The sequence below is a fragment of the Melioribacteraceae bacterium genome, assembly GCA_035362835.1.
Taxonomy (GTDB): domain Bacteria; phylum Bacteroidota; class Ignavibacteria; order Ignavibacteriales; family Melioribacteraceae; genus DSXH01.
This window is the reverse complement of the sequence record DAOSDY010000002.1, coordinates 536575-556914: the sequence shown is the minus strand read 5'-3', so window position 1 is coordinate 556914 and position 20340 is coordinate 536575. Positions and strand designations below refer to the sequence as shown.

The window sequence follows — 20340 nt, the reverse complement described above, 5'->3', positions numbered from 1 at the left end:
TTTGAGAAAATTATTTCTTTCAGTTTCTATATTTCTTTTCATTCCCGCATCATACTGTTTTCAGAATAATTATGATAAAAGTTTTTACGGGGGACTCTTCTATCTATCGGAATTCATTGCTTCAGATCAATTTGCCGAATTAAGAAAGAACCATAATGATCCGGAACTGGTGGATCTTATTTACCGGAAAGCATATGATTTTTACGACGGTGATATTTCCGAAGCGCTGCTGGCACTAACATTTGCATGTTTACCATTCAACAGGATCAGGACCCGATTCCTTTTTGGTTCCGAACTCATGATTCCACTGCCGTCTCCCCCTGAATCCGTTTTCAAAACCAAAGTAAAAAATCTACCCAAGAATATTTTCTTTAATTCACCCGAAACCGAGTTCAGCGATAAAGACAAGCTTGCCCACTTCTTCGGTAATGCATTTCTCAGGTATAATTTCGGATTTTTTAATTTATCTAAATTTATGGGTATTTTTGTAGAGACAGTGGAAGAAGGATTATTCATTGAAGGCGGCTACAGTAACCTTGACATAATTACTAATCACCTCGGTGAACTGTTCGCCGAATCAGTTAAAGAAAACAACTCATTACTCCCTTCCTCCGTCTTAAATGTATATCAACTATTTTATTTCAGGATGAGACAATGAAATTAATACTAGTTATCGATGATGAAAAGGAAATTTGCGAAAGCATTAAGATGATTCTTGAGTATGAAGACTATTCAGTGGATTATACTACCGACTCTGCCAAGGGAATGCAAAAACTCGAGTTCGGAAATTACGATGCACTTCTTCTCGATATTCAGATACCCGGTAAAAACGGATTTGAGATTTTAAGCTGGCTGAAGGAAAAAGGGAATGATATTAAAGTAATTATGATTTCCGCGCACGCAAGTGTTCAGAACGCTGTTACAGCAACAAAACTGGGGGCATTCGACTTTCTTGAGAAACCGATTGACCGTGATAAACTTTTAATCTCCGTACGTAATGCTGTAGAACAATTGAGCCTCTTAAAGGAGAATAAAAAGCTTAAAAAAGAATTATCCGCTACCGATGTAATAATCGGCAGCAGTCCGGTTATTAAAAACATTTTAGAAACGATTTCGAGGGTAGCACGAACAGATGCCCGAATACTAATTACCGGCGAAAACGGAACGGGTAAAGAGCTTGTTGCACAGGAAATTCATAAACAGAGCGACCGGAGCAATAAAGAGCTTGTTGAAGTTAACTGCGCGGCTATTCCTCACGAGCTGATCGAATCTGAATTGTTCGGCCACGAGAAAGGGTCTTTTACCGGCGCTGTAAAGCAAAGAATCGGTAAATTCGAACTTGCCGATGGCGGAAATCTTTTCCTCGATGAAATTGGCGATATGAGTCTTCAATCCCAGGCTAAAGTCCTGAGAGCAATTGAAGAAGGCAGAATTGAGAGAGTCGGAGGATCATCAAAAATAAATGTTGATGTAAGGATTATTTCTGCAACAAACAAAGACCTGAATTCCGAAATCGGAAAAGGGAATTTCAGGGAGGACCTATTTCACAGATTGAATGTAATTCCTATTCACGTCCCGCCTCTTAGAGAACGGAAAGAGGATATTCCCCTTTTGGTTGAACATTTCTCGAAAATAATCTGTGAGAAGAATAAATTCAGCCAGAAAAGATGGACCGAGGCTGCAATTCGGGGACTTCAGAATTTCAGCTGGAAAGGAAACATAAGAGAACTTAGAAACTTTGTGGAAAGAATTGTGATTATGGTTCCGTCGGATTCAATCGGCGAGAAGGAGATTAATTCATTCATTCCGGCATCCTCCTCCGCAATGGACGAAATCTTGAGTACATCAAATAATTTTCAGGAATTTAAAGAGAAGGCGGAGAAGGCTTTTATATTGAAACAGCTTTCTCTGAACAACTGGAACGTTAGCAAAACAGCAGAGATTCTCGGCATGCAGAGAAGCCATCTCTACCTGAAAATGAAAAAATATGAAATAGAAAAAGGATAGTTATGGGAGAAACAATTTTTGCTAAAATAATAAGGAAGGAAATTCCGGCCGAAATAGTCTATGAAACTGATTCTGTACTTGCATTTAAGGATATCCGTCCGCAAGCCCCTGTTCATATTTTAATAATTCCAAAAATAACCGATATTGAATCTGCACGGGATATTTCAAAGGAGAATCATTCAAACCTGCTGGGTGATTTATACGAGGCAGCGAACAGGATTGCAAAAGACCTGGGAGTTTTTGAGAGCGGATTCAGACTTGTATTAAATTCGGGTCCTGATTCAGGGCAGGAAGTGCCTCATATACATATGCATCTACTTGGCGGCCGCAAGATGACATGGCCTCCGGGCTGATTATTTCCGGAAAGCTTTATCGGAAATATCCGTTCGGAACTGCATCCCTTCGAAATAAATCTTTGAGAGAGCTTGATAAGCGGTTTGCTTCGCCTTTATAAGGTCGTTTTCCAGAATAATTGAAGTAACGCCAAATACCCTACCACCGTCGGTTACTAATTTACCGTCAACTTCTTTAGTACCTGAGTGATAAATAATAATTTCATTCGAATAAACTGCGTCAATTCCTTTTATCTCAATTCCCTTCAGATATTTATCAGGATAACCTTTTGAAGCAACAACCACACATACCGAAGCACCGCCGTTGTAACGGACAGCATCCTTATCAATTTTACCTTTAGAAACACTCATCAGCAATTGAAGGAAGTCCCCTTCCAAGAGAGGAAGAACAACCTGGGTCTCCGGGTCGCCAAAACGGCAGTTGAATTCAACTACTTTCGGACCCTCATTAGTAAGCATTAATCCGCAATAGAGGCATCCTGAATATGTGGAACCGATAGAATTCATGGCATCAATAACTGGTTTTATAATCTTATCACCCACAACTTTCATTAATTCATCAGTTACTTTAGGTACTGGTGCAAAAGCGCCCATACCGCCCGTGTTTTTTCCGAGATCACCGTCGAAGATTCGTTTATGATCCTGAGAAGCCGGTAACAATATAAACTCTTTACCATCGGTAATTGCAAATATAGATGTCTCCTGTCCGGTCATAAATTCTTCAATAACAATCTTGTTGCCGGAAGTACCGAAACTGTAATTTAAAAAACAATCGTTAACCGCAAGGACTGCCTCGTTATAATTTTCAGCAATAACAACACCTTTTCCGGCTGCTATTCCGTCTGCTTTAACAACAGTGGGATATTTTATGGTTTTCAGATAATCTAATACCCGATCGTATTCCTCTTTTGAAAACACTTCATACGAGGCCGTGGGGATATTGAATCTTTTCATCAAATCTTTAGCGAAAGATTTTTCTCCCTCAATTCTCGCTGCATCCCCAGAAGGTCCAAAAACATTAAATCCGTTATTAACAAGAAGATCGGAAAGACCAGCTATTAACGGTTTTTCAGGCCCTATCACGATAAGGTCGATCTGCTCGACCTTACAAAATTCTAAAACTTTATCATGATCATCGGGATTGATCGGAATGTTGATTCCCAGATTAGCAGTTCCGGGATTACCGGGAACGATAAATAATTTTTTAAGCTTATCACTATTGGAAATGGCACGCGCAATTGCATGTTCTCTGCCGCCTGAACCGATGATGGCAACTTTCATAATTTCAGGCCTTCAGATAAAATTGGAAATGAGTTGTAAGCTGTTCTGTTAAAGCAATCCGGTTATGTTTTAGAATAAATTCTTCATTAGGTACAGGGAGTTCATTCTTAATAAAGAGGTCGTGCATTTCGATAAGTTTATTCTTTATTTCATTTACATCGTCAGGAGGAACAATAAACGCGGCTCCATATTCCTTAAGAGAGTTCTTTGCAATTCCGTCGGGAACACATCCCAGTATCGGTTTTCTCGATCCGAAGTATTCAAATAGTTTGCTTGTTGAGATAGTATCTGAATTTTTTGAATGTCCTATCATCATCCACAATATGTTGCTCTGTTTAATGCGTTTAACCGTTTCGTGGTGTTCGAGATATCCGAGTTCCTGAACAAATCCCGTAAGTCCTAACTCGGAAATAAGCTTTTTGTTTTCTTTGCGCAGCAATCCAATAAACTCAAGTTCGTATTTGGCAGCAATATCGGGTCTTTCGGTAGATAATTGTTTGAAGGCTTTTAGTAAAAATACAGGTGTAATACTTTCATAAAAAATACCTGCATAGGTCAATCTCAGTTTATTTGATGAGGGTATAATCTGCTCTTCTGTTTCGAAATCAGCTGGATCGAAACCGTGCGGTATAATTACAATTTCATTAAAATTAAGGAAATTGTAGGTTGTAAGGAGCTTCTCTTTAATCCTTCTGTTAATCACAATTATTTTATTAGAAGCCTTTAGCGAGTTATACTCAAGTTTTTTATGTTTTATGCGGTGCCATGGAGTCGGGTAAAATGCAAAATGGTTATCGACCCAGAGATCTCTGTAATCGACAAAAAGAGGTACTCCGAATTCCTCTTTCAACTTTGCAGCATAGACAAATCCGCTGTATGGAGGAAGAGTAACATAAATTATATCGAAATGTTCTTTAGATAGAATTTCCCTGGCTTTTAAGTATGCACGTTTGGCCCACGATTTTTTATTATCGGGGATAAAAAAAGTTTTAGAAAAATTAGACAATGCCTTACGGATAATTTCCTTGGGCATGTTAACGGTTCCGTACTTCTTACCTATAATGGCATTCGGATCGTATGATTCGGTCCGGATAATTTTTACACCGGCCTCTTCGGCTTCTTTTAGCATACTGAAATCGTGAGCATAATAGGCAATATCTCCGGCTGTGATAACCGTCGGTTCCCAGTTGAATCCGGGCATATACTTTGTGAATTTAAGAGTGCGCTGTACACCGCTTAATCCCATGGGCGGATAATAGTAAGCAATAACTAAAACTTTGAACATATTTATCAATTAAGAATTGGGTAAATATTTAATTAAAGTTTCTGAACTATCTGATAATTGGGAGCCTCTTCTGTCAACATTATATCGTGCGGGTGACTCTCTCTCAATCCTGCAGGGGATATTTTAACAAATTTTGTTTTCGTTTTAAGCTCATTTATATTTTTTGCACCGCAATATCCCATTGCCGCGCGAAGTCCGCCAACAAACTGATAAATAGTTTCGGAAAGAGGTCCTTTGTAAGGGACTCTACCTTCAACACCTTCCGGCACTAATTTTTTAATATCCTCCTCCATATCCTGGAAATACCGGTCGCTGCTGCCGTGTTTCATAGCGCCGAGCGATCCCATACCTCTATATACTTTGAAGCTTCTTCCTTCAAAGAGGACTTTTTCACCGGGAGCTTCGTCGCAGCCAGCAAACATACCGCCCATCATAACAGTATCAGCACCGGCGGCAATTGCCTTGGCGACATCACCTGTCTGTTTGATTCCGCCGTCGGCAATAACCGGGATTCCTTTCCCTTTCAAAGCTTCAGCAACATCAATGATTGCGGAAATCTGGGGCACTCCAACTCCGGCAATTACACGCGTAGTACAAATTGACCCGGCTCCTATACCAACTTTAACCGCATCAACACCGCACTTAACTAATTCAATAGCAGCTTCTTTCGTGACAATATTTCCTGCGATCAACTGAATATCTTTGAATTTATTCCTGATCTGCTTCAATGTATTTAGAACGCCAATAGAATGTCCGTGTGCAGTATCGACAATTATTACATCTACATTTGCATGGACAAGTGCTTCAGCTCTTTCGAAAGTATCTTTCGATACTCCAACGGCTGCGCCGACACGCAATCGTCCGTACTGGTCCTTACTTGCATCCGGAAATTTTTTCTTTTTCATAATATCTTTATAAGTAATAAGACCTTTTAAAATTCCATTTTTATCTACGACAGGCAGTTTTTCGATTCTGTGCCTGTGAAGAATTTTTTCGGCTTTATCAAGGTTAGTACCAACAGGAGCAGTAATTAAATTTTCTTTAGTCATCAGCTGGCTTACAAGAAGCTTCCTATTCGGTTCGAAACGGAGGTCGCGGTTAGTCAGAATACCGATCAGCTTTCCGGTTTCATCAACTATAGGAATACCGGAGATATGATATTTGCTCATCAGTTCTTCAGCTTCATAAATAGTATGATTTGGAGTAAGTGTAATCGGTTTGACAATCATACCGCTTTCGGAGCGTTTAACTTTATCGACTTCTTCAGCCTGTTTTTCAATCGACATATTTTTATGAATAATTCCGATACCGCCCTGTGCCGCCATAGCGATAGCCATCTGGGATTCTGTAACGGTATCCATGGCTGCCGAGAGGAATGGAATATTTAATTCAATTGAAGAAGTAAGTTTGGCTTTAATATCCACCTGACGCGGAAGTACCTGAGACCTTGCAGGCAAAAGGAGTATGTCGTCGAATGTTAATCCTTCAAAATCGATCTTTTTACTTTTCATATCGACCTCATTTATTATGAAAAAGACCACACAAGGTGGTCTCACTTTTATTCAAAAGCGGAAAATCCGGTGAGATCCTCACCGATTATGAGCGTATGCATCTCGTGAGTTCCCTCGTAAGTTTTAACCGATTCCAGATTGGCTGAATGTCTCATCACAGGGTACTCGTCGAGAATACCGTTTGCACCCAAAATTTCTCGAGCGGTTCTGGCGATCTCAAGAGCCATCTCGCAATTATTCCTCTTAGCCATCGAGATTTGAGTATGCTTTACCTCTCCGTTATCTTTCAATTTTCCAAGCTGAAGATTTAATAATTGTGACTTGGTAATTTCGGTAGCCATGAAAGCGAGTTTCTGCTGTGTTAGCTGAAAAGAAGAGATCGGTTTATTGAACTGAATTCTTGAATTTGCATAGTTTAGAGCAGAATCGAAACACGCCAGCATGGAACCGACTACTCCCCATGCGATACTGTAACGTGCCTGGTTGAGACACATCAGCGGGGATTTAAGTCCCTTACTTTTAGGAAGCAAATTATGTTCTGGAATTATCACATCTTCAAAAATCAATTCTGATGTAACGGAAGCACGCAAAGAATGTTTTCCTTTCATTTCAGGGGCGGAAAAACCGGGAGTTCCTTTTTCAACTATAAATCCCCGGACCTCGTTATCGAGCTTAGCCCATAGAACTGCCACATCTGCGATTGTTCCGTTAGTAATCCACATTTTAGTGCCGTTAATACGGTAACCGTCGCTAATCTTCTCAGCCCGGGTTATCATTCCTCCCGGATTTGAACCGTAATCCGGTTCAGTAAGTCCGAAGCAACCTATTTTTTCTCCGGAAGCAAGTTTCGGAAGCCAGTAATTTTTCTGTTCATCGCTGCCGAATGTATAGATCGGGTACATGACAAGTGAACTCTGAACTGATACAAAACTTCTTACTCCGCTATCTCCCCTTTCAAGTTCCTGCATTACGAGTCCGTATGCAATATTATTCATCCCTGCACATCCGTACTCCTGAGGTAGAGTAATTCCGAATAAACCAAGTTCTCCCAGCTTTGGAACAAGATCCATCGGGAAAGAACCATCGCGGTAATGTTTTTCTATAACGGGAATTATCTTATCATCGACGAAATCACGGACCGAGTTACGTACTAATTTTTCGTCTTCAGAGAGGAGACTTTCGATATTATAGTAATCTAATCCTGTGAATTTTTGCATAAGTGTTAAAATTTTTGGTTCAAAAATACTTAAAACGTTCTTACCGACCAAATTCAGAATTAATCGGTTTCCTCCGGCATTCTAATCTTGTTTATTGCCAAAGTTATTATATCCGATCCAAATCCTTTCATTGCTAAATATGAAAATAATTTCTGCTTGATTTTTCTAAAATCGGTCTCTTTTTTAATCAGCTGATCATATTTTTTACACGCTAAATCACAAGCATTTTCGTAAAACTGATTCTGATCGAGGGTATCTATCAATTTATCCGCAAGCTCTCTTGATATCCCTTTTTTCTTCAATTCGGATTTAATTTTGATCGACCCGGATTTTCCCTTTTTCATTTTTTCTTCGATCAGCTGGTGGGAGAATTTCTGGTCGTCGAGATATTTTTTTTCTTTAAGGGATTCCAAAGCTTCATCTATCAGATGCGGAAGGAATTTCTTTTTCAGAAGTTTTAATTTCAGTTCATACGAGGAGTGATTTCTTATACTTAAAAACCGGAACGCCTGATGTTTAATTTTGTTCAGTTCGCTCCGGTTTTTAAGATAATTTATTTGTTCGTCGCTCAATGAGTCGTTCTTTCTAATCCCGTTATCCACCACGACATGGTAATCGAGAAACAGACCCGACCCGTCATCAAATATTATTTCGACATCATTCCCTTTTCTGACAAGTGAAGCGACAATCATTTCTTATTTTTTCTTAGGTTTTGTTTCCTGCTGTTCCTCTTTTACGGGTTTCGGTTCCTCTTTGAGTATTCCAAGGGTTACTTTAACCTCCTTTTCCAGAGAGGCGAGGAGTTGAGGATCCTCCAGCATTTTCTGTTTCAGCTGTTCTCTTCCCTGGTATCGGTCCTCCTTATAAGTAAACCATGCGCCGCTTTTCTTCAGAATATTCTTGTCTGTTGCGAGGTCAATTATATCTCCGGCTTTGCTTATTCCTTCATTATAAAGAATATCGAATTCAACTTCTTTGAACGGAGGTGCAACTTTGCTTTTAACCACTTTAACTTTTGTCCGGTTACCGATAACATTATTTCCATCTTTTATAGCAGCAACTCTACGAATATCGAGGCGGACAGATGCATAAAACTTAAGCGCATTACCGCCAGTAGTAGTTTCGGGATTACCGAACATAATACCGATTTTACTTCTCAATTGATTTGTAAATATAACACAGGTTTTGGATTTACTTATAGCACCGGTAATTTTCCTTAGGGCCTGCGACATTAAGCGTGCCTGCATAGCCATCTGCGGATCGCCCATATCGCCTTCAATTTCTGATCTCGGTACAAGGGCAGCAACAGAATCTACTACAATTATATCGAGAGCATTGCTACGGATAAGTGTATCAACAATTTCGAGAGCCTGTTCACCAAAGTCGGGTTGTGAAAGCAGAAGGTTGGCGGTATCAACATTCAACCTTTTTGCATAATTCAGATCCATAGCATGTTCGGCATCTATGAACGCGGCAAGTCCACCCTTTTTCTGAGCTTCGGCAATAATATGAAGACAGAGAGTTGTTTTACCGGATGATTCAGGGCCGTAAATCTCAATTATACGTCCACGTGGAACCCCGCCAATACCGAGAGCATAGTCGAGTGATAAAGATCCTGTTGAGATCGATTCTACTTCGGATATAACTCCATCTCCCAGTTTCATTATAGTACCTTTACCGTACTGTTTCTCGATATTGGAAATTGTATCCTCTAAAATTTTAATTCTGGCATCTTTTTCCATTGCCATATTCCCTCCACTATTTTTTAGTTAAAAAACTTTTTATCGGTTTGTAGATAGATCCATTTTTTGAAAGAATGCTCTGGAATAAAGTCACCTTCCCGGTCTCAAATTTTAATTGATCAAAATCAATTTCTCCAACCGGTTTCAGATTATTAATGATATCCTCGTTTTTGATCCGGAGAAGTGTGATATGGGGTTTGAACTTTCTCTTTTCCCTTTCAAAACCAAATTCACTGCACAATATATCAATTTCGCCGGCAAGTTTTGTCAGATTACCATTTTCTTTTAATCCGGCCCATAAAATTCTGGGTATTCCGTTCGACTTGAAATAACCGAGTTGATCCAAAGACAATTCGAAAGTATTAAAACGTAAAACGAGAATTTCAAGAAGGTGTGACAACTTTATCAAATTATTCTCTGTTATATCACCTATAAATTTAAGAGTGACATGAAGTTTATCTTTTCCCTCCCAATTAATTTTCCCGGGAGCCAATTCGAGCTCATGTTCTGCAGAGACCAGCCGGCCGATAACCGGTTCCGGCAGCTCGAGGGCAATAAAACTTCTAATCATCATAAGTAATACCGAGCAGGTTTCTTCTCAGCATTTCGAGAGCCGCCTGAGAGGTTCTATCTTTATTCAGGAGACGATCATCGCCGAACCTGAATTCTTTTGCCGTGCAGATTTTATCATCGCAAATACCGATGAAGACTAATCCGACCGGTTTTGCGGGTGTTGCTCCCGTAGGCCCCATGATCCCGGTAACAGCCAATCCAATATCCGAACCGCTAACGGCCTTAATCCCTTCAGCCATTTGGCGGGCGATTTCAAGGCTAACCGCACCGTTTTTTGCTATAGAATCCTCGTTAACTTTCAAAAGTTCTACTTTGGCGGCATTACTATAAGCTACAATACCTCGTTCCAAAAATCCGCTGCTACCACTCACATTTGTCAAACGATGACTGATTAAACCCCCTGTACAAGATTCTGCAACTGCAAGCTTTAAATTCCTGTCTACCAATAACTTACCGACGACACTTTCCATAGTATCATTCTCTTTACCAAAAATATATCTGCCAACAAGACTTCTGATTTTCTGTTCAATATCCTCAATTTTATTCTGAGCTAATTCAGTTGAATTTGCCAGAGCGGTAATACGCATTTTAACACCAAACTGACTCGGTAGAAACGCCATAGTTGCTCCGCCGAGAAGCTCGTCAAGATTACCAAGCCGGTCGTATAAAACTGATTCGGGTATACCAGTAGTCAGAAGGTTGATAGTTTTCTTGAAAACTTTACGAAGACCGATTCTCTCTTCGAGCTGGGGAATTACAAACGATTCCATCATGCCCTTCATTTCATAAGGAACGCCGGGCATTGCTACGAAGACTTTCTTCCCTTTTTCGATCCAGAATCCAGGTGCAGTGCCTCTACCATTTCTGATCGGCTGTGCGATTTTAGGTACCAGTGACTGGTCCTCGTTAGTTTTGGTTAACTGCCTTCCTCTCACTTCGAAGAATTTTTTGATATCTGACAGTACATCAGGGTTACTGACAAGCTCAGTGTTAAAGAATTCCACCACAGATTTCCGCGTCACATCGTCGTGAGTTGGGCCTAAACCACCGGTAACGATAACAACATCGTGATGGTCCATTGCTTTCTTGAATTCATTTCTGATCTGCTGTTCGTTATCACCAACAACAACGGAGGAAGCAACTTCAACCTGTAAAGAAGTCAATTGTTCCCCGATATAAGCTGCGTTGGAATTAATAGTCTGACCAATTAAAATTTCATCACCAATTGTTATAATTTTTGCTTTCATATTATTTTATTATTTTATAAAAAACGGTTGATTAGATGTATTGTTATCTGGATTACAATGAATGAATAGATACCTGCCATAACATCGTCAAGCACAACCCCCCAGCCCCCTTTCAACAATTCCAATTTCTTTGCAGGAAAAGGTTTTACAATATCAAGGAATCTCCAAAGTATAAAGGCAGGTACAAGATACCAGATTTTTTTAGGAATAAACAGGAGCGTAATCCATGTTCCGATAAACTCATCAAATGTAAACTGAGACGGGTCTTTTCCGTAAACCGATTCGAATCTATTTGCAATCTTAACACCCGCAACAATTGATAAAGAAATTATGAATATGAGAATTGAAGGATTTTCAAATCCGGGGATAAGAAACAGAAGCATTGCAAGGAGACTTGCAAATGTACCGCTTGCTTTTGGAATATACCCGGTATAGAATCCGGATCCTATAAATTTTTCAATCTGATTTAGTTTCAATATTGAATAATTGTTTAATTAAAAATCGGTTTGACAGTATATAAGTGATGCCGGTAAAAACAGTAAAAATTGTAATGAAGAGCATTGAATAGTAGATTAAAGTAGGATTTAAAAGCAGCTCAATTAATTCTCTATTCCATACATTAATCCATTCGACTGTGCCGGCAGTATATAGCAGTAAAATGTAATAGAGGAAAAACATTTGAAGAAATGTTTTCCACTTGGCAGATCTGCTTGTAGAAAATGATATTTTACGATGATCGGCAATTAAGCGTAATCCAGTTACGATAAGATCTCTTATGATTATAAGCAGAACCATCCATAACTCCAGAATTCCCAAAACAACAAATGCAACAAATGCTGTAGAAGTTAAAATCTTGTCTGCCAGCGGATCAAGAAACTTACCCCATTCAGTAATATAATTGAATTTTCTTGCCAGCCAGCCGTCGTACCAGTCTGTTATTGCAGCAATTAAAAACACTCCCAATGAGATCTGGACTAAAACAGGGTCATCCGAGAGAAAGAGGACCAAAAAGACAGGCGTAAGAATAATCCTTAAAACAGTCAGTTGATTTGGAAGTATCATTTAATTGACAAGTTAGCTTTTAGATAATTTCTTCAGGTAACTAAATTCATATATACCGGTATTGTGACCATCCATCCAGGAAATACCAACAGCATAATTACCAATAATACTAATATTTGTTACCGTTAATTGTTCATTACTCAAAATCGGGAAATACTGATTCCCATTATTTTCCCTGTCGGAGGCACATAACGCGCACGGACAATTTAACCTTAGAGCGGTCAATTTTATTCTGCTTTCTGTCTCGTCATCCCAATTTATAATAATCGAATCTCTCCCTTCAATCTTGATCTGTAACGGTGCCATCAGGATATTCTTTCTCCGGTAAGCATAAAAAGTGCCTCCTGGTATTTCCTGCTCGTATTTAATACAACATCTTCAGGTAATGGCGGCGGAGGGGGTTGTTTTTTGAATTTTATCGAAATAAGATAATCCCTTACATATTGTTTATCGAAACTATCCTGAGAAGTACCTGCCCGGTACTGGTCCAATGGCCAGAAACGGGAGGAGTCCGGTGTAAGCAGCTCGTCAATAAGAATTATTTTTCCGTCATAATACCCGAATTCCATTTTTGTATCAGCAATAATAATCCCTTTCTTAAGAGCATATTCCGAAGCTTTTTCATAAACAGAAATTGTAATTTCTTTCAGTTTATTATAAGCATCACTTCCGATTATAGAGATCGCCTGCTTTTCAGTAATGTTCTCGTCGTGAAGGCCGATATCGGCTTTAGTTGATGGAGTAAAGATCGGTTCGGAGAGTTTTTCAGATTCGACTAATCCGGACGGGAGCTGAATACCGCATATTTGGCCGGTCTTTTTATAATCGTTCCAACCCGAACCGGTGATATATCCACGCACAATACATTCTATAGGTATCAGTTCCGCTTTTTTTACAAGCATAGACCTATTAATAAGTTCTTCTCTATAGGGCTTACAAATTTCCGGATATGAATCAACATCCATACTAATTATATGATTCTCAATCAAATCACTTGTATAATCGAACCAGAATGCGGAAATTCTGTTAAGGACATTACCCTTATGCGGTATGCCTTCGTTCATAATAACGTCAAAAGCAGAGAGCCGGTCGGTCGAGACAATCAGATAATACTTACCAAGATCATAAACATCGCGTACTTTTCCGCGCTTGAAGAGCTTCAATTCCTTAAAGTCTGTAGTTGTCAATGTATTATAAGTCATATTCCCGCCTTAATTAGGTTGTGAAATATAAAGAGAGGTATATAGTGATTCAATATGCTGAAAATTAATAATTTGTTGCGAATATTAAGCTATTTATTCGAAAGGGACAGTATGCTGTCCCCTTCTCTTGTATCTGCCATTCAACAATTTATAACTTAAAGGTAGAATACTCCTCAAACAGATTAATATTCATTTGCTGGACCGAATTTTGAAATTTCTGCCAGTCGGTATCGAAAAATGAATTGACTTTTGAAAGAATTCCGCCGAACGAATCGCTGACCAGTTTCATCGCAACCTTTTCACTCTCACCTGGTTTATCCCAGTAACCTGTTAGAGCCGAATAAGCACGGCGCAATTTAACAGAGAATTTTTCCTCATCAGTTCTAATACCCTGAACACGCGGCTGATTAATAAACTCATTCAGAATTTTAAGATTCTCCTTAAGCAGCTTAGTATTCTTTAATAATTCCCTTGCGGAATCATCGTTTCTTAATTTGAGTTTCTCTTCCACAAGATTAATGGTTTTATTGGCACTTTCAATCCTGTCTGTTATATCGGTGGTAACTTCAACAAACCGATAGAGCTCGTTTAGCATTTTCTCGCGTTCCTTTAAATTACTTAAATCAACTTCAAGACGCGGATCAGATTTAACATTAACGAAAGTTGAATCGTAATTCTTTTTGAAGCTGATCTTAATTTTATATGTCCCCGGAAGTACCGCTGGTCCGGAAGGCTCGTCATATTGTCCCGGTTTCGGCATCCCGGGGAATCGCATTCCTTTACGTGTAAGATCCCAGAAAATTCTATTGAATCCCGGTTCATAGTTCTGGAAAAGGGTTCTTATAAGATTATTCTCTTCGTCAAAAAAATCGATTCTTACTTTTTCAGATGCAGTTGAAGAATCAGGAACTAAATAATAAGTTATCATAGCTCCCGCTTGAAGGTTGTCACCTTTAAACTCTGCGGCTGCAGCAAATCTTAATCCCGGCGCCTGCTTCTGTGAGATTTTTGTAACATCTCGGGTTTCGAAAAGAATCAAAGGTTTATCGAGCATCTTAAAACCCTCTCTTGCCATTCGTCGAAGCGGCCTAATATCGTCAAAAATATAAATTGAACGGCCGAAAGTTCCGATCACCAGATCATGATCTCGGGGATGAATCACCATATCATATGTTGAAACTGTTGGATAACCGCTTGTCCACTTAGTCCAGTTTTTTCCGGCGTCAATACTTACATAAAGTCCGAACTCAGTGCCGGTAAAGAAAAGATTTTTTTCTACAGGGTCCTGAACAAAAGACAATACATATCCGGCAACGTCAGTTTCTTTCAGTAATGATTTCCAGGTCCTGCCGTAGTCGGAAGTATGATACAGGTACGGTTTCCAGTCGTCACGACGGTAATTGTTTATAACAACAAACGCTTCTCCGGGATTATATACGGATGCGCTGATCTGAGGTATCCAGGATCCATCCGGAACACCTTTGATATTTTTAGTAAGGTTTTCCCATGACCGTCCGCCATCTTTAGTAATTTGAAGGTTTCCGTCATCGGACCCGACCCATATAATACCTTCTTTGACAGGGCTAGGAGCAATTGCAATAATTGTAGTAAAATTTTCTGCATTTGTTACATCAAATGTTAATCCACCGCTATCTTTTTGTTTTTGTTTTGTTGTATCGTTGGTTGTTAAATCCGGCGAGATTATTTCCCAATTATTTCCCTTGTCGGCACTTTTATGAAGGTATTGAGAACCGTAATAAATAGTAGTTTTATTGAACGGGTCCTGGGCAAAACCGGCATTCCAGTTAAATCTTAATTTCTTACCTTCAGGATGAACAGGCCGGATTAGTTTCCTGTCTCCCGTTATATGATCGTACCGTCCGAGGTTTCCGCCCTGGGACATGTAATAGATATAACGTGAATCAGATAGGTCGGCGGCTACATCAAATCCGTCACCAAAACCGACTTCCTCCCAATATGAATTCCTTATTCCTCCCGAAGCTTCAACTCTACCGGGACCTTTCCACGAACCATTATCCTGCAAACCACCGTAAACATTATACGGCGTTTCCATATCAACATTGACATGATAAAACTGACCCAGCGGTAAATTGCCGATAAACCTCCAGGTCTTGCCCCGGTCGTAGGATATTGCAAGTCCTCCGTCATTTCCATCGATGATATGATTTCCATTTGCAGGATTGATCCACCAGGCATGATGGTCGGGATGAACTTCATTTCCCGATATCAATGTATTAAACGTTCTACCTCCATCTTCACTCATAGTAACAATAGAGTAAAGGTTATAAATCCGATTTTCGTTTTCAGGGTCGACATGTATTTCGTGGTAGTAAAAAGGTCTGTTCCCAATATTTTCATCGGCAACAAAACGCCATTTGAATCCTCCGTCATCGGATCTGTAAAAACCATTCTTTTGTGCCTCGACAAGAGCGTATACGACTTTTGAATTGTTTCTGGAAACAGCAAGCCCAATTCTTCCCAATTCCCCTTTCGGCAGACCGTCCTTATCTGTCCGTTTCTGCCATGATTCACCTCCATCAAATGAAACATACAATCCGGAACCCGGCCCTCCGGATTTGAAGAACCAGGGCCATCTTCTATATTCCCACATCGCTGCAATCAATTTATTAGGATTCGAGGGATCTAAAATTAAATCCGCAGCACCTGTTTTCTCGTCAACATATAAAACTTTACGCCAGGATTTTCCGCCGTCGGTAGTTTTGAAAATACCTCTATTGGAACCTTCACCCCACGCAGAGCCCTGAGCAGCGGCATAAACAATATTAGAATTAGTTGGATCGATAATAATCCGGTGGATATTAAAAGTCTTTTCAAGTCCAAGAAATTTCCAGGTCTTTCCGCCGTCAATACTTTTATAAACACCATTTCCGCTGGTCTGGCTGTTACGCGGATTCCCTTCCCCTGTACCAACCCAAATTATATCAGGGACATTCTGGTCAACAGCAACAGCGCCTATTGAAGCGGCAGGTTGATCATCGAAGATCGGCTCCCAGGTTACACCTCCGCTATTAGAGCGCCACAATCCACCTGATGCCGTTCCAACAAATATTACATCGGGATTTTTCGACACAACATCAATTGAAGTTACTCTACCGCTCATCCCTGCCGGACCGATACTACGGGGATTCAAACCTTTAAATAATTCCATATTTAATTTCTGAGCATAAATACCGGAAGAAGAAATCGAAAAACCGATCAGGATAAACAGTATTATCTTTTTCATATTAAGCCCCTTGGATGTTTCAAGTTAAATGACTGATGAATATAATAATATTCAACCTATTCTATAAATACGATTTTACAAATTTCTTATTTGATAATGAACGGTGAATTCAGGGATTGTTGAAGAATGATTTTTAATAATTTATTTTGATTTCAGAATTCCAACTAAAAAGCGGGTATATCATGCCTGAACTAAAATTAAATATTAACAACAAATCCTACACGGTAAATGTGGAAGCCGATACTCAGCTTCTATGGGTACTGCGCGATACACTAGGTTTGACCGGTACAAAGTACGGCTGCGGTGAAGGGATATGTGGTTCATGTGTTGTACATATCAGTGGCAAAGCTGAAAGATCCTGTTCAATTCCTGTTAAAGATGCTGTCGGAAGGTCAATAACTACAATTGAAGGGCTTGCGGAAAATCCGGATCATAAAATCTTTAAGACATGGATAGAACTGGAAGTTTCTCAATGCGGCTACTGCCAACCAGGACAGATTATGACTCTCGCAGCTCTATTCAACTCTAACAACAAACCAACAAGAGAAGAGATCGACGAAGCATTATCCGGTGTATTATGCAGGTGCGGAACTTATCCCAGGATAAGGAAAGCTGCGGAGAAAATAGCCGGGGAGGGCATCTGATATGAAAAAGATTTCAAGACGTGAATTTGTTAAAGTTGTCGGAATCAGCAGTGGCGGCCTCTTCCTAGCTGCTTATGTACCAGCATACGGATTTAACATCTTACCGGGTGATGAGCCTAAAATATTTGCTCCAAGTGTATATCTTAAAATCGATTCTCACGGAATTGTTACAATCACCGTGCACAGATCCGAAATGGGTCAGGGCGTTCAGACTTCCCTTCCGATGCTCGTAGCTGAAGAACTGGAATGCGAATGGTCCAAAATAAGGATTGAGCAGGCCGACGGGAATCCGGTTTTCGGGAATCAGTCTACTGGCGGCAGTCAAAGCATCAGAAGAACTTTCGATCCATTCAGAGTTGCTGGCGCAACTGCGAAAGCAATGCTCTTGAGTGCGGCGGCTGCAAAATGGAATATTCAGGTTACAGATTGTTCCGCAGAGAACGGATTTGTAACAAATAAACTTAACGGTAAAAAGTTAAGTTATGGTGAACTTGTTGAGGATGCATCAAAATTACCTGTACCGAAAGATGTGAAACTTAAGGATCCAAAAGATTATAAAATCATCGGTAAGAGAATTCATAGACTCGATACTCCTCCTAAAATATACGGCACAGCTAAGTTCGGAATTGACATAGTAATTCCCGGAATGGTATATGCCGCAGTATCGCGATGCCCTGCGATTGGCGGAAAGGTAAAATCTTTTAAGTCAGACAATGTAAAATCGGTTAAGGGAGTTATAGATGTATTTGAAATACCGCAGGGTTTGGCAGTGATTGCAGATTCTACATGGAGCTCTTTCAAAGGAAAGAATGCGCTTGAAATAGAATGGGATTACGGTCCGAATGCTAATATTGATTCGGCTGCAATACGGAATAACATGGCATCTCATTTAGTTGAAGAGGGATCTGAAATAGAATTCAGAGGGGTTGTTAATTACGATTCACCTGATTTAAAAACAATAGAAAACGTTTATGAATTGCCATTTCTGGTTCATGCACCCCTCGAGCCGATGAATTGCGTTGCAAAAGTTGAAAACGGTAAAGCCGAACTATGGGCCCCTTCGCAGAATCCTCAAAATGCGAGAACGGAAGTTGCAAAAGCCCTTGGCTTTAAAGAGGATGATGTAGTAGTGCATGTAACTTTAATAGGCGGTGCATTCGGAAGACGTCTGGTTTCTGATTGGGCGGTGGAGGCTGCACTTATTGCCAAAGCTTCCGGAAGAATAATAAAGTTGACGTGGACCCGTGAGGACGATATGAAGCACAGTGTTTACCGGCCCGCAAGCATGCATAAAGTTAAAGGATCGGTTGATAAGCAAGGACGGATTGCTAATTTCAGTCATCATGTAATTTCAGAATCGATTACTGCACAAAGATTTAACCGGAACATTCCTGTTAAGGACGCTGATATTGGTGAAGGAACCAGAAGGCTTTCATATAATATTCCGAATATGAAAATAACTGGTACAATTGTGCCAACGCATGTTCCGGTTTCATGGTACCGATCAGTTTATAATACCCAGAATCCATTCGTAGTGGAATCATTTATAGACGAACTTGCGGATTTAGCCAAACGGGATCCATTCGAAATAAGAAGAGAAATGATTCAAGAAAATCCGCGGTTGAAAAATGTACTTGAACTGGCAGCGGAAAAATCGAATTGGGGTACTCCACTACCGGATGGAAGAGGCAGGGGCATAGCATGCTTTGAAGGTTACGGAAGTTTTTGCGCGGAAGTTGTGGAAGTCTCCGTTGGTAAAAATCAAATTAAACTGGAAAAAGTAACAGCAGTAATAGACTGCGGTACGGTTGTAAATCCTGATACTGTAGAAGCTCAGCTGGAAGGGGCAATTGTATTCGCATTGACTGCTGCGATGAAGGGAGAAATAACAATCCGTTCCGGCGGTGTGGTAGAAAAGAATTATGATGATTATCAGCTGCTTACCTATTCTGAAACACCGGTTATAGAAATTCATATTGTCAGAAATTTTGAAAAAGTTGGAGGTGTTGGAGAATTAGGAATAGGAGCTTGTGCACCAGCGCTCGCTAATGCGATTTTTGCAGCATCAGGTAAAAGGGTAAGGAAGCTTCCTCTAAGAATGGATTAAGAAAAAGCCCGCAGATTGCAGGCTTATGTTAAAATATACTAGCTTTAATGTGTTGAATACACACCTGCATTTAATATTCGCTGGATTCACTACATCGAACCACCGAAACTTCTTCTGTTTTAAAGGTCAAATGCGTGAATATTCTTTAAAAAATAAAAAAGCGAGAGTCTATTCTCGCTTTTGTGGGCAGAGACGGAATCGAACCGCCGACACAAGGATTTTCAGTCCTTTGCTCTACCGACTGAGCTATCTGCCCTTCAATTTTTAGTGGGACAAATCTATATAAAATGGATTAAAAATCAAAATCCCAATGCAGATAAAGATCACGTTTCAAAGAAAGAGAGTTGTTTTCTGTTATGTTCAATATTCTCTTCATGTTCCAATAACCACTTTTTACGCCATAAGCCGCCTGAATATCCAACCAGTTCCCCGTTTGCACCTATAATTCTGTGACAAGGGACTATTATGCTTATACGGTTCTGCGAATTGGCTTTAGCAACTGCGCGGATCTTATTTTTATTTCCCAACCGGGATGCAAGTGCTAAGTATGATATCGATGATCCAAACCTGATCTTTAAAAGTTCAAGCCAGACAAGTTTTTGAAATTGCGTCCCGTAATAATCAATCTCCAAATCAAAAACTTTTCTCTTCCCTTCAAAATACTCCTGGAGTTGAGATTTACATTTTTTAATAAACCTGTTTTTTGATAGAAGATCTGCTGCCGGTTCGCTAGAAAAAATTATATCTGTAATACCCCTTTCTGATGCACGGATACAGATTGTTCCGAGAGGTGAATCGATAAAGTCCTGGTGTGAATATAAATCGGTCATAATTCCGGATATTG

Annotated in this window: 19 protein-coding genes and 1 tRNA gene; 5 read left to right on the top strand and 15 right to left on the bottom strand. The window is 39.9% G+C overall.

Annotated elements, in window-relative coordinates; all coding sequences use genetic code 11:
- The first annotated feature begins 1 nt into the window (after position 1).
- Genes PLZ15_09630 through PLZ15_09620 form a run of 3 tightly spaced genes read left to right on the top strand, consistent with a single transcriptional unit; the run spans position 2 to position 2360 of the window.
- Positions 2 to 658, top strand: coding sequence for a hypothetical protein (locus tag PLZ15_09630; GenBank protein ID HOI30002.1), 657 nt, complete (start codon positions 2 to 4; stop codon positions 656 to 658).
- Positions 655 to 2007, top strand: coding sequence for a sigma-54 dependent transcriptional regulator (locus tag PLZ15_09625; protein HOI30001.1), 1353 nt, complete (start codon positions 655 to 657; stop codon positions 2005 to 2007). The genes PLZ15_09630 and PLZ15_09625 overlap by 4 nt, the downstream gene beginning before the upstream one ends.
- Before the next feature lie 2 nt (positions 2008 to 2009).
- The gene (locus PLZ15_09620; protein ID HOI30000.1) at positions 2010 to 2360 is read left to right on the top strand and encodes a histidine triad nucleotide-binding protein; all 351 of its coding nucleotides are present in this window, start codon (positions 2010 to 2012) and stop codon (positions 2358 to 2360) included.
- Here the strand turns inward: PLZ15_09620 and purD are convergent, their stop codons facing one another.
- From purD to PLZ15_09555, 13 genes are all read right to left on the bottom strand, one after another.
- Positions 2361 to 3641 carry a phosphoribosylamine--glycine ligase gene (purD, locus tag PLZ15_09615; GenBank protein ID HOI29999.1) on the bottom strand — a complete coding sequence of 427 codons (1281 nt, stop codon included), beginning with the start codon at positions 3639 to 3641 and terminating at the stop codon, positions 2361 to 2363.
- Between the two features lie 4 nt (positions 3642 to 3645).
- Positions 3646 to 4926, bottom strand: coding sequence for a glycosyltransferase (locus PLZ15_09610; GenBank protein HOI29998.1), 1281 nt, complete (start codon positions 4924 to 4926; stop codon positions 3646 to 3648).
- A gap of 32 nt (positions 4927 to 4958) precedes the next feature.
- Positions 4959 to 6437: an IMP dehydrogenase gene (guaB, locus tag PLZ15_09605; GenBank protein ID HOI29997.1), complete on the bottom strand. Its 1479-nt coding sequence runs from the start codon at positions 6435 to 6437 to the stop codon at positions 4959 to 4961.
- 47 nt (positions 6438 to 6484) lie between these two features.
- Positions 6485 to 7654: an acyl-CoA dehydrogenase family protein gene (locus PLZ15_09600; protein ID HOI29996.1), complete on the bottom strand. Its 1170-nt coding sequence runs from the start codon at positions 7652 to 7654 to the stop codon at positions 6485 to 6487.
- 59 nt (positions 7655 to 7713) lie between these two features.
- The gene (locus PLZ15_09595) at positions 7714 to 8346 is read right to left on the bottom strand and encodes a regulatory protein RecX (GenBank protein ID HOI29995.1); all 633 of its coding nucleotides are present in this window, start codon (positions 8344 to 8346) and stop codon (positions 7714 to 7716) included.
- Between the two features lie 3 nt (positions 8347 to 8349).
- Positions 8350 to 9402 (bottom strand): recombinase RecA, encoded by a 1053-nt coding sequence (recA, locus tag PLZ15_09590; protein ID HOI29994.1) that lies wholly within the window; start codon positions 9400 to 9402, stop codon positions 8350 to 8352.
- Positions 9403 to 9412: 10 nt separating this feature from the next.
- Positions 9413 to 9970, bottom strand: a complete 558-nt coding sequence (gene thpR, locus PLZ15_09585) for an RNA 2',3'-cyclic phosphodiesterase (protein HOI29993.1) — start codon at positions 9968 to 9970, stop codon at positions 9413 to 9415.
- Complete coding sequence (locus PLZ15_09580) at positions 9960 to 11216, bottom strand: competence/damage-inducible protein A (GenBank protein ID HOI29992.1); 1257 nt, start codon at positions 11214 to 11216, stop codon at positions 9960 to 9962. The genes thpR and PLZ15_09580 overlap by 11 nt, the downstream gene beginning before the upstream one ends.
- Positions 11217 to 11230: 14 nt before the next feature.
- Entirely contained in the window at positions 11231 to 11692 is a 462-nt protein-coding gene (locus PLZ15_09575; GenBank protein ID HOI29991.1) for a phosphatidylglycerophosphatase A, read from the bottom strand.
- Entirely contained in the window at positions 11673 to 12278 is a 606-nt protein-coding gene (gene pgsA, locus PLZ15_09570; GenBank protein ID HOI29990.1) for a CDP-diacylglycerol--glycerol-3-phosphate 3-phosphatidyltransferase, read from the bottom strand. The genes PLZ15_09575 and pgsA overlap by 20 nt, the downstream gene beginning before the upstream one ends.
- Positions 12279 to 12290: 12 nt before the next feature.
- Positions 12291 to 12584, bottom strand: coding sequence for a DUF971 domain-containing protein (locus PLZ15_09565; GenBank protein ID HOI29989.1), 294 nt, complete (start codon positions 12582 to 12584; stop codon positions 12291 to 12293).
- Positions 12584 to 13480: a phosphoribosylaminoimidazolesuccinocarboxamide synthase gene (locus tag PLZ15_09560; GenBank protein ID HOI29988.1), complete on the bottom strand. Its 897-nt coding sequence runs from the start codon at positions 13478 to 13480 to the stop codon at positions 12584 to 12586. Before PLZ15_09560 ends, PLZ15_09565 begins: the two co-directional genes overlap by 1 nt.
- Positions 13481 to 13628: 148 nt before the next feature.
- Positions 13629 to 16745, bottom strand: a complete 3117-nt coding sequence (locus tag PLZ15_09555) for a hypothetical protein (protein HOI29987.1) — start codon at positions 16743 to 16745, stop codon at positions 13629 to 13631.
- Positions 16746 to 16927: 182 nt separating this feature from the next.
- Here PLZ15_09555 and PLZ15_09550 point away from each other — a divergent pair, with 182 nt between their 5' ends.
- Entirely contained in the window at positions 16928 to 17389 is a 462-nt protein-coding gene (locus PLZ15_09550; protein HOI29986.1) for a (2Fe-2S)-binding protein, read from the top strand.
- A 1-nt stretch (position 17390) separates the two neighbouring features.
- A complete protein-coding gene (locus PLZ15_09545) occupies positions 17391 to 19496 on the top strand; it encodes a xanthine dehydrogenase family protein molybdopterin-binding subunit (GenBank protein ID HOI29985.1) in 2106 nt (701 codons plus the stop codon).
- Positions 19497 to 19679: 183 nt separating this feature from the next.
- Here the strand turns inward: PLZ15_09545 and PLZ15_09540 are convergent.
- Positions 19680 to 19752 (bottom strand) — tRNA-Phe (locus PLZ15_09540).
- 67 nt (positions 19753 to 19819) lie between these two features.
- On the bottom strand, positions 19820 to 20326 hold the full coding sequence (locus tag PLZ15_09535; GenBank protein ID HOI29984.1) for a methylated-DNA--[protein]-cysteine S-methyltransferase: 507 nt from the start codon (positions 20324 to 20326) through the stop codon (positions 19820 to 19822).
- Between the last annotated feature and the right edge of the window lie 14 nt (positions 20327 to 20340).

Coding starts and splice junctions, on each gene's coding strand:
- PLZ15_09625 (HOI30001.1), top strand. CDS start 655: ATGAAATTAATACTAGTTATCGATGATGAAAAGGAAATTTGCGAAAGC.
- PLZ15_09620 (HOI30000.1), top strand. CDS start 2,010: ATGGGAGAAACAATTTTTGCTAAAATAATAAGGAAGGAAATTCCGGCC.
- purD (HOI29999.1), bottom strand. CDS start 3,641: ATGAAAGTTGCCATCATCGGTTCAGGCGGCAGAGAACATGCAATTGCG.
- PLZ15_09610 (HOI29998.1), bottom strand. CDS start 4,926: ATGTTCAAAGTTTTAGTTATTGCTTACTATTATCCGCCCATGGGATTA.
- guaB (HOI29997.1), bottom strand. CDS start 6,437: ATGAAAAGTAAAAAGATCGATTTTGAAGGATTAACATTCGACGACATA.
- PLZ15_09600 (HOI29996.1), bottom strand. CDS start 7,654: ATGCAAAAATTCACAGGATTAGATTACTATAATATCGAAAGTCTCCTC.
- PLZ15_09595 (HOI29995.1), bottom strand. CDS start 8,346: ATGATTGTCGCTTCACTTGTCAGAAAAGGGAATGATGTCGAAATAATA.
- recA (HOI29994.1), bottom strand. CDS start 9,402: ATGGCAATGGAAAAAGATGCCAGAATTAAAATTTTAGAGGATACAATT.
- thpR (HOI29993.1), bottom strand. CDS start 9,970: ATGATGATTAGAAGTTTTATTGCCCTCGAGCTGCCGGAACCGGTTATC.
- PLZ15_09580 (HOI29992.1), bottom strand. CDS start 11,216: ATGAAAGCAAAAATTATAACAATTGGTGATGAAATTTTAATTGGTCAG.
- pgsA (HOI29990.1), bottom strand. CDS start 12,278: ATGATACTTCCAAATCAACTGACTGTTTTAAGGATTATTCTTACGCCT.
- PLZ15_09565 (HOI29989.1), bottom strand. CDS start 12,584: ATGGCACCGTTACAGATCAAGATTGAAGGGAGAGATTCGATTATTATA.
- PLZ15_09560 (HOI29988.1), bottom strand. CDS start 13,480: ATGACTTATAATACATTGACAACTACAGACTTTAAGGAATTGAAGCTC.
- PLZ15_09555 (HOI29987.1), bottom strand. CDS start 16,745: ATGAAAAAGATAATACTGTTTATCCTGATCGGTTTTTCGATTTCTTCT.
- PLZ15_09550 (HOI29986.1), top strand. CDS start 16,928: ATGCCTGAACTAAAATTAAATATTAACAACAAATCCTACACGGTAAAT.
- PLZ15_09545 (HOI29985.1), top strand. CDS start 17,391: ATGAAAAAGATTTCAAGACGTGAATTTGTTAAAGTTGTCGGAATCAGC.
- PLZ15_09535 (HOI29984.1), bottom strand. CDS start 20,326: ATGACCGATTTATATTCACACCAGGACTTTATCGATTCACCTCTCGGA.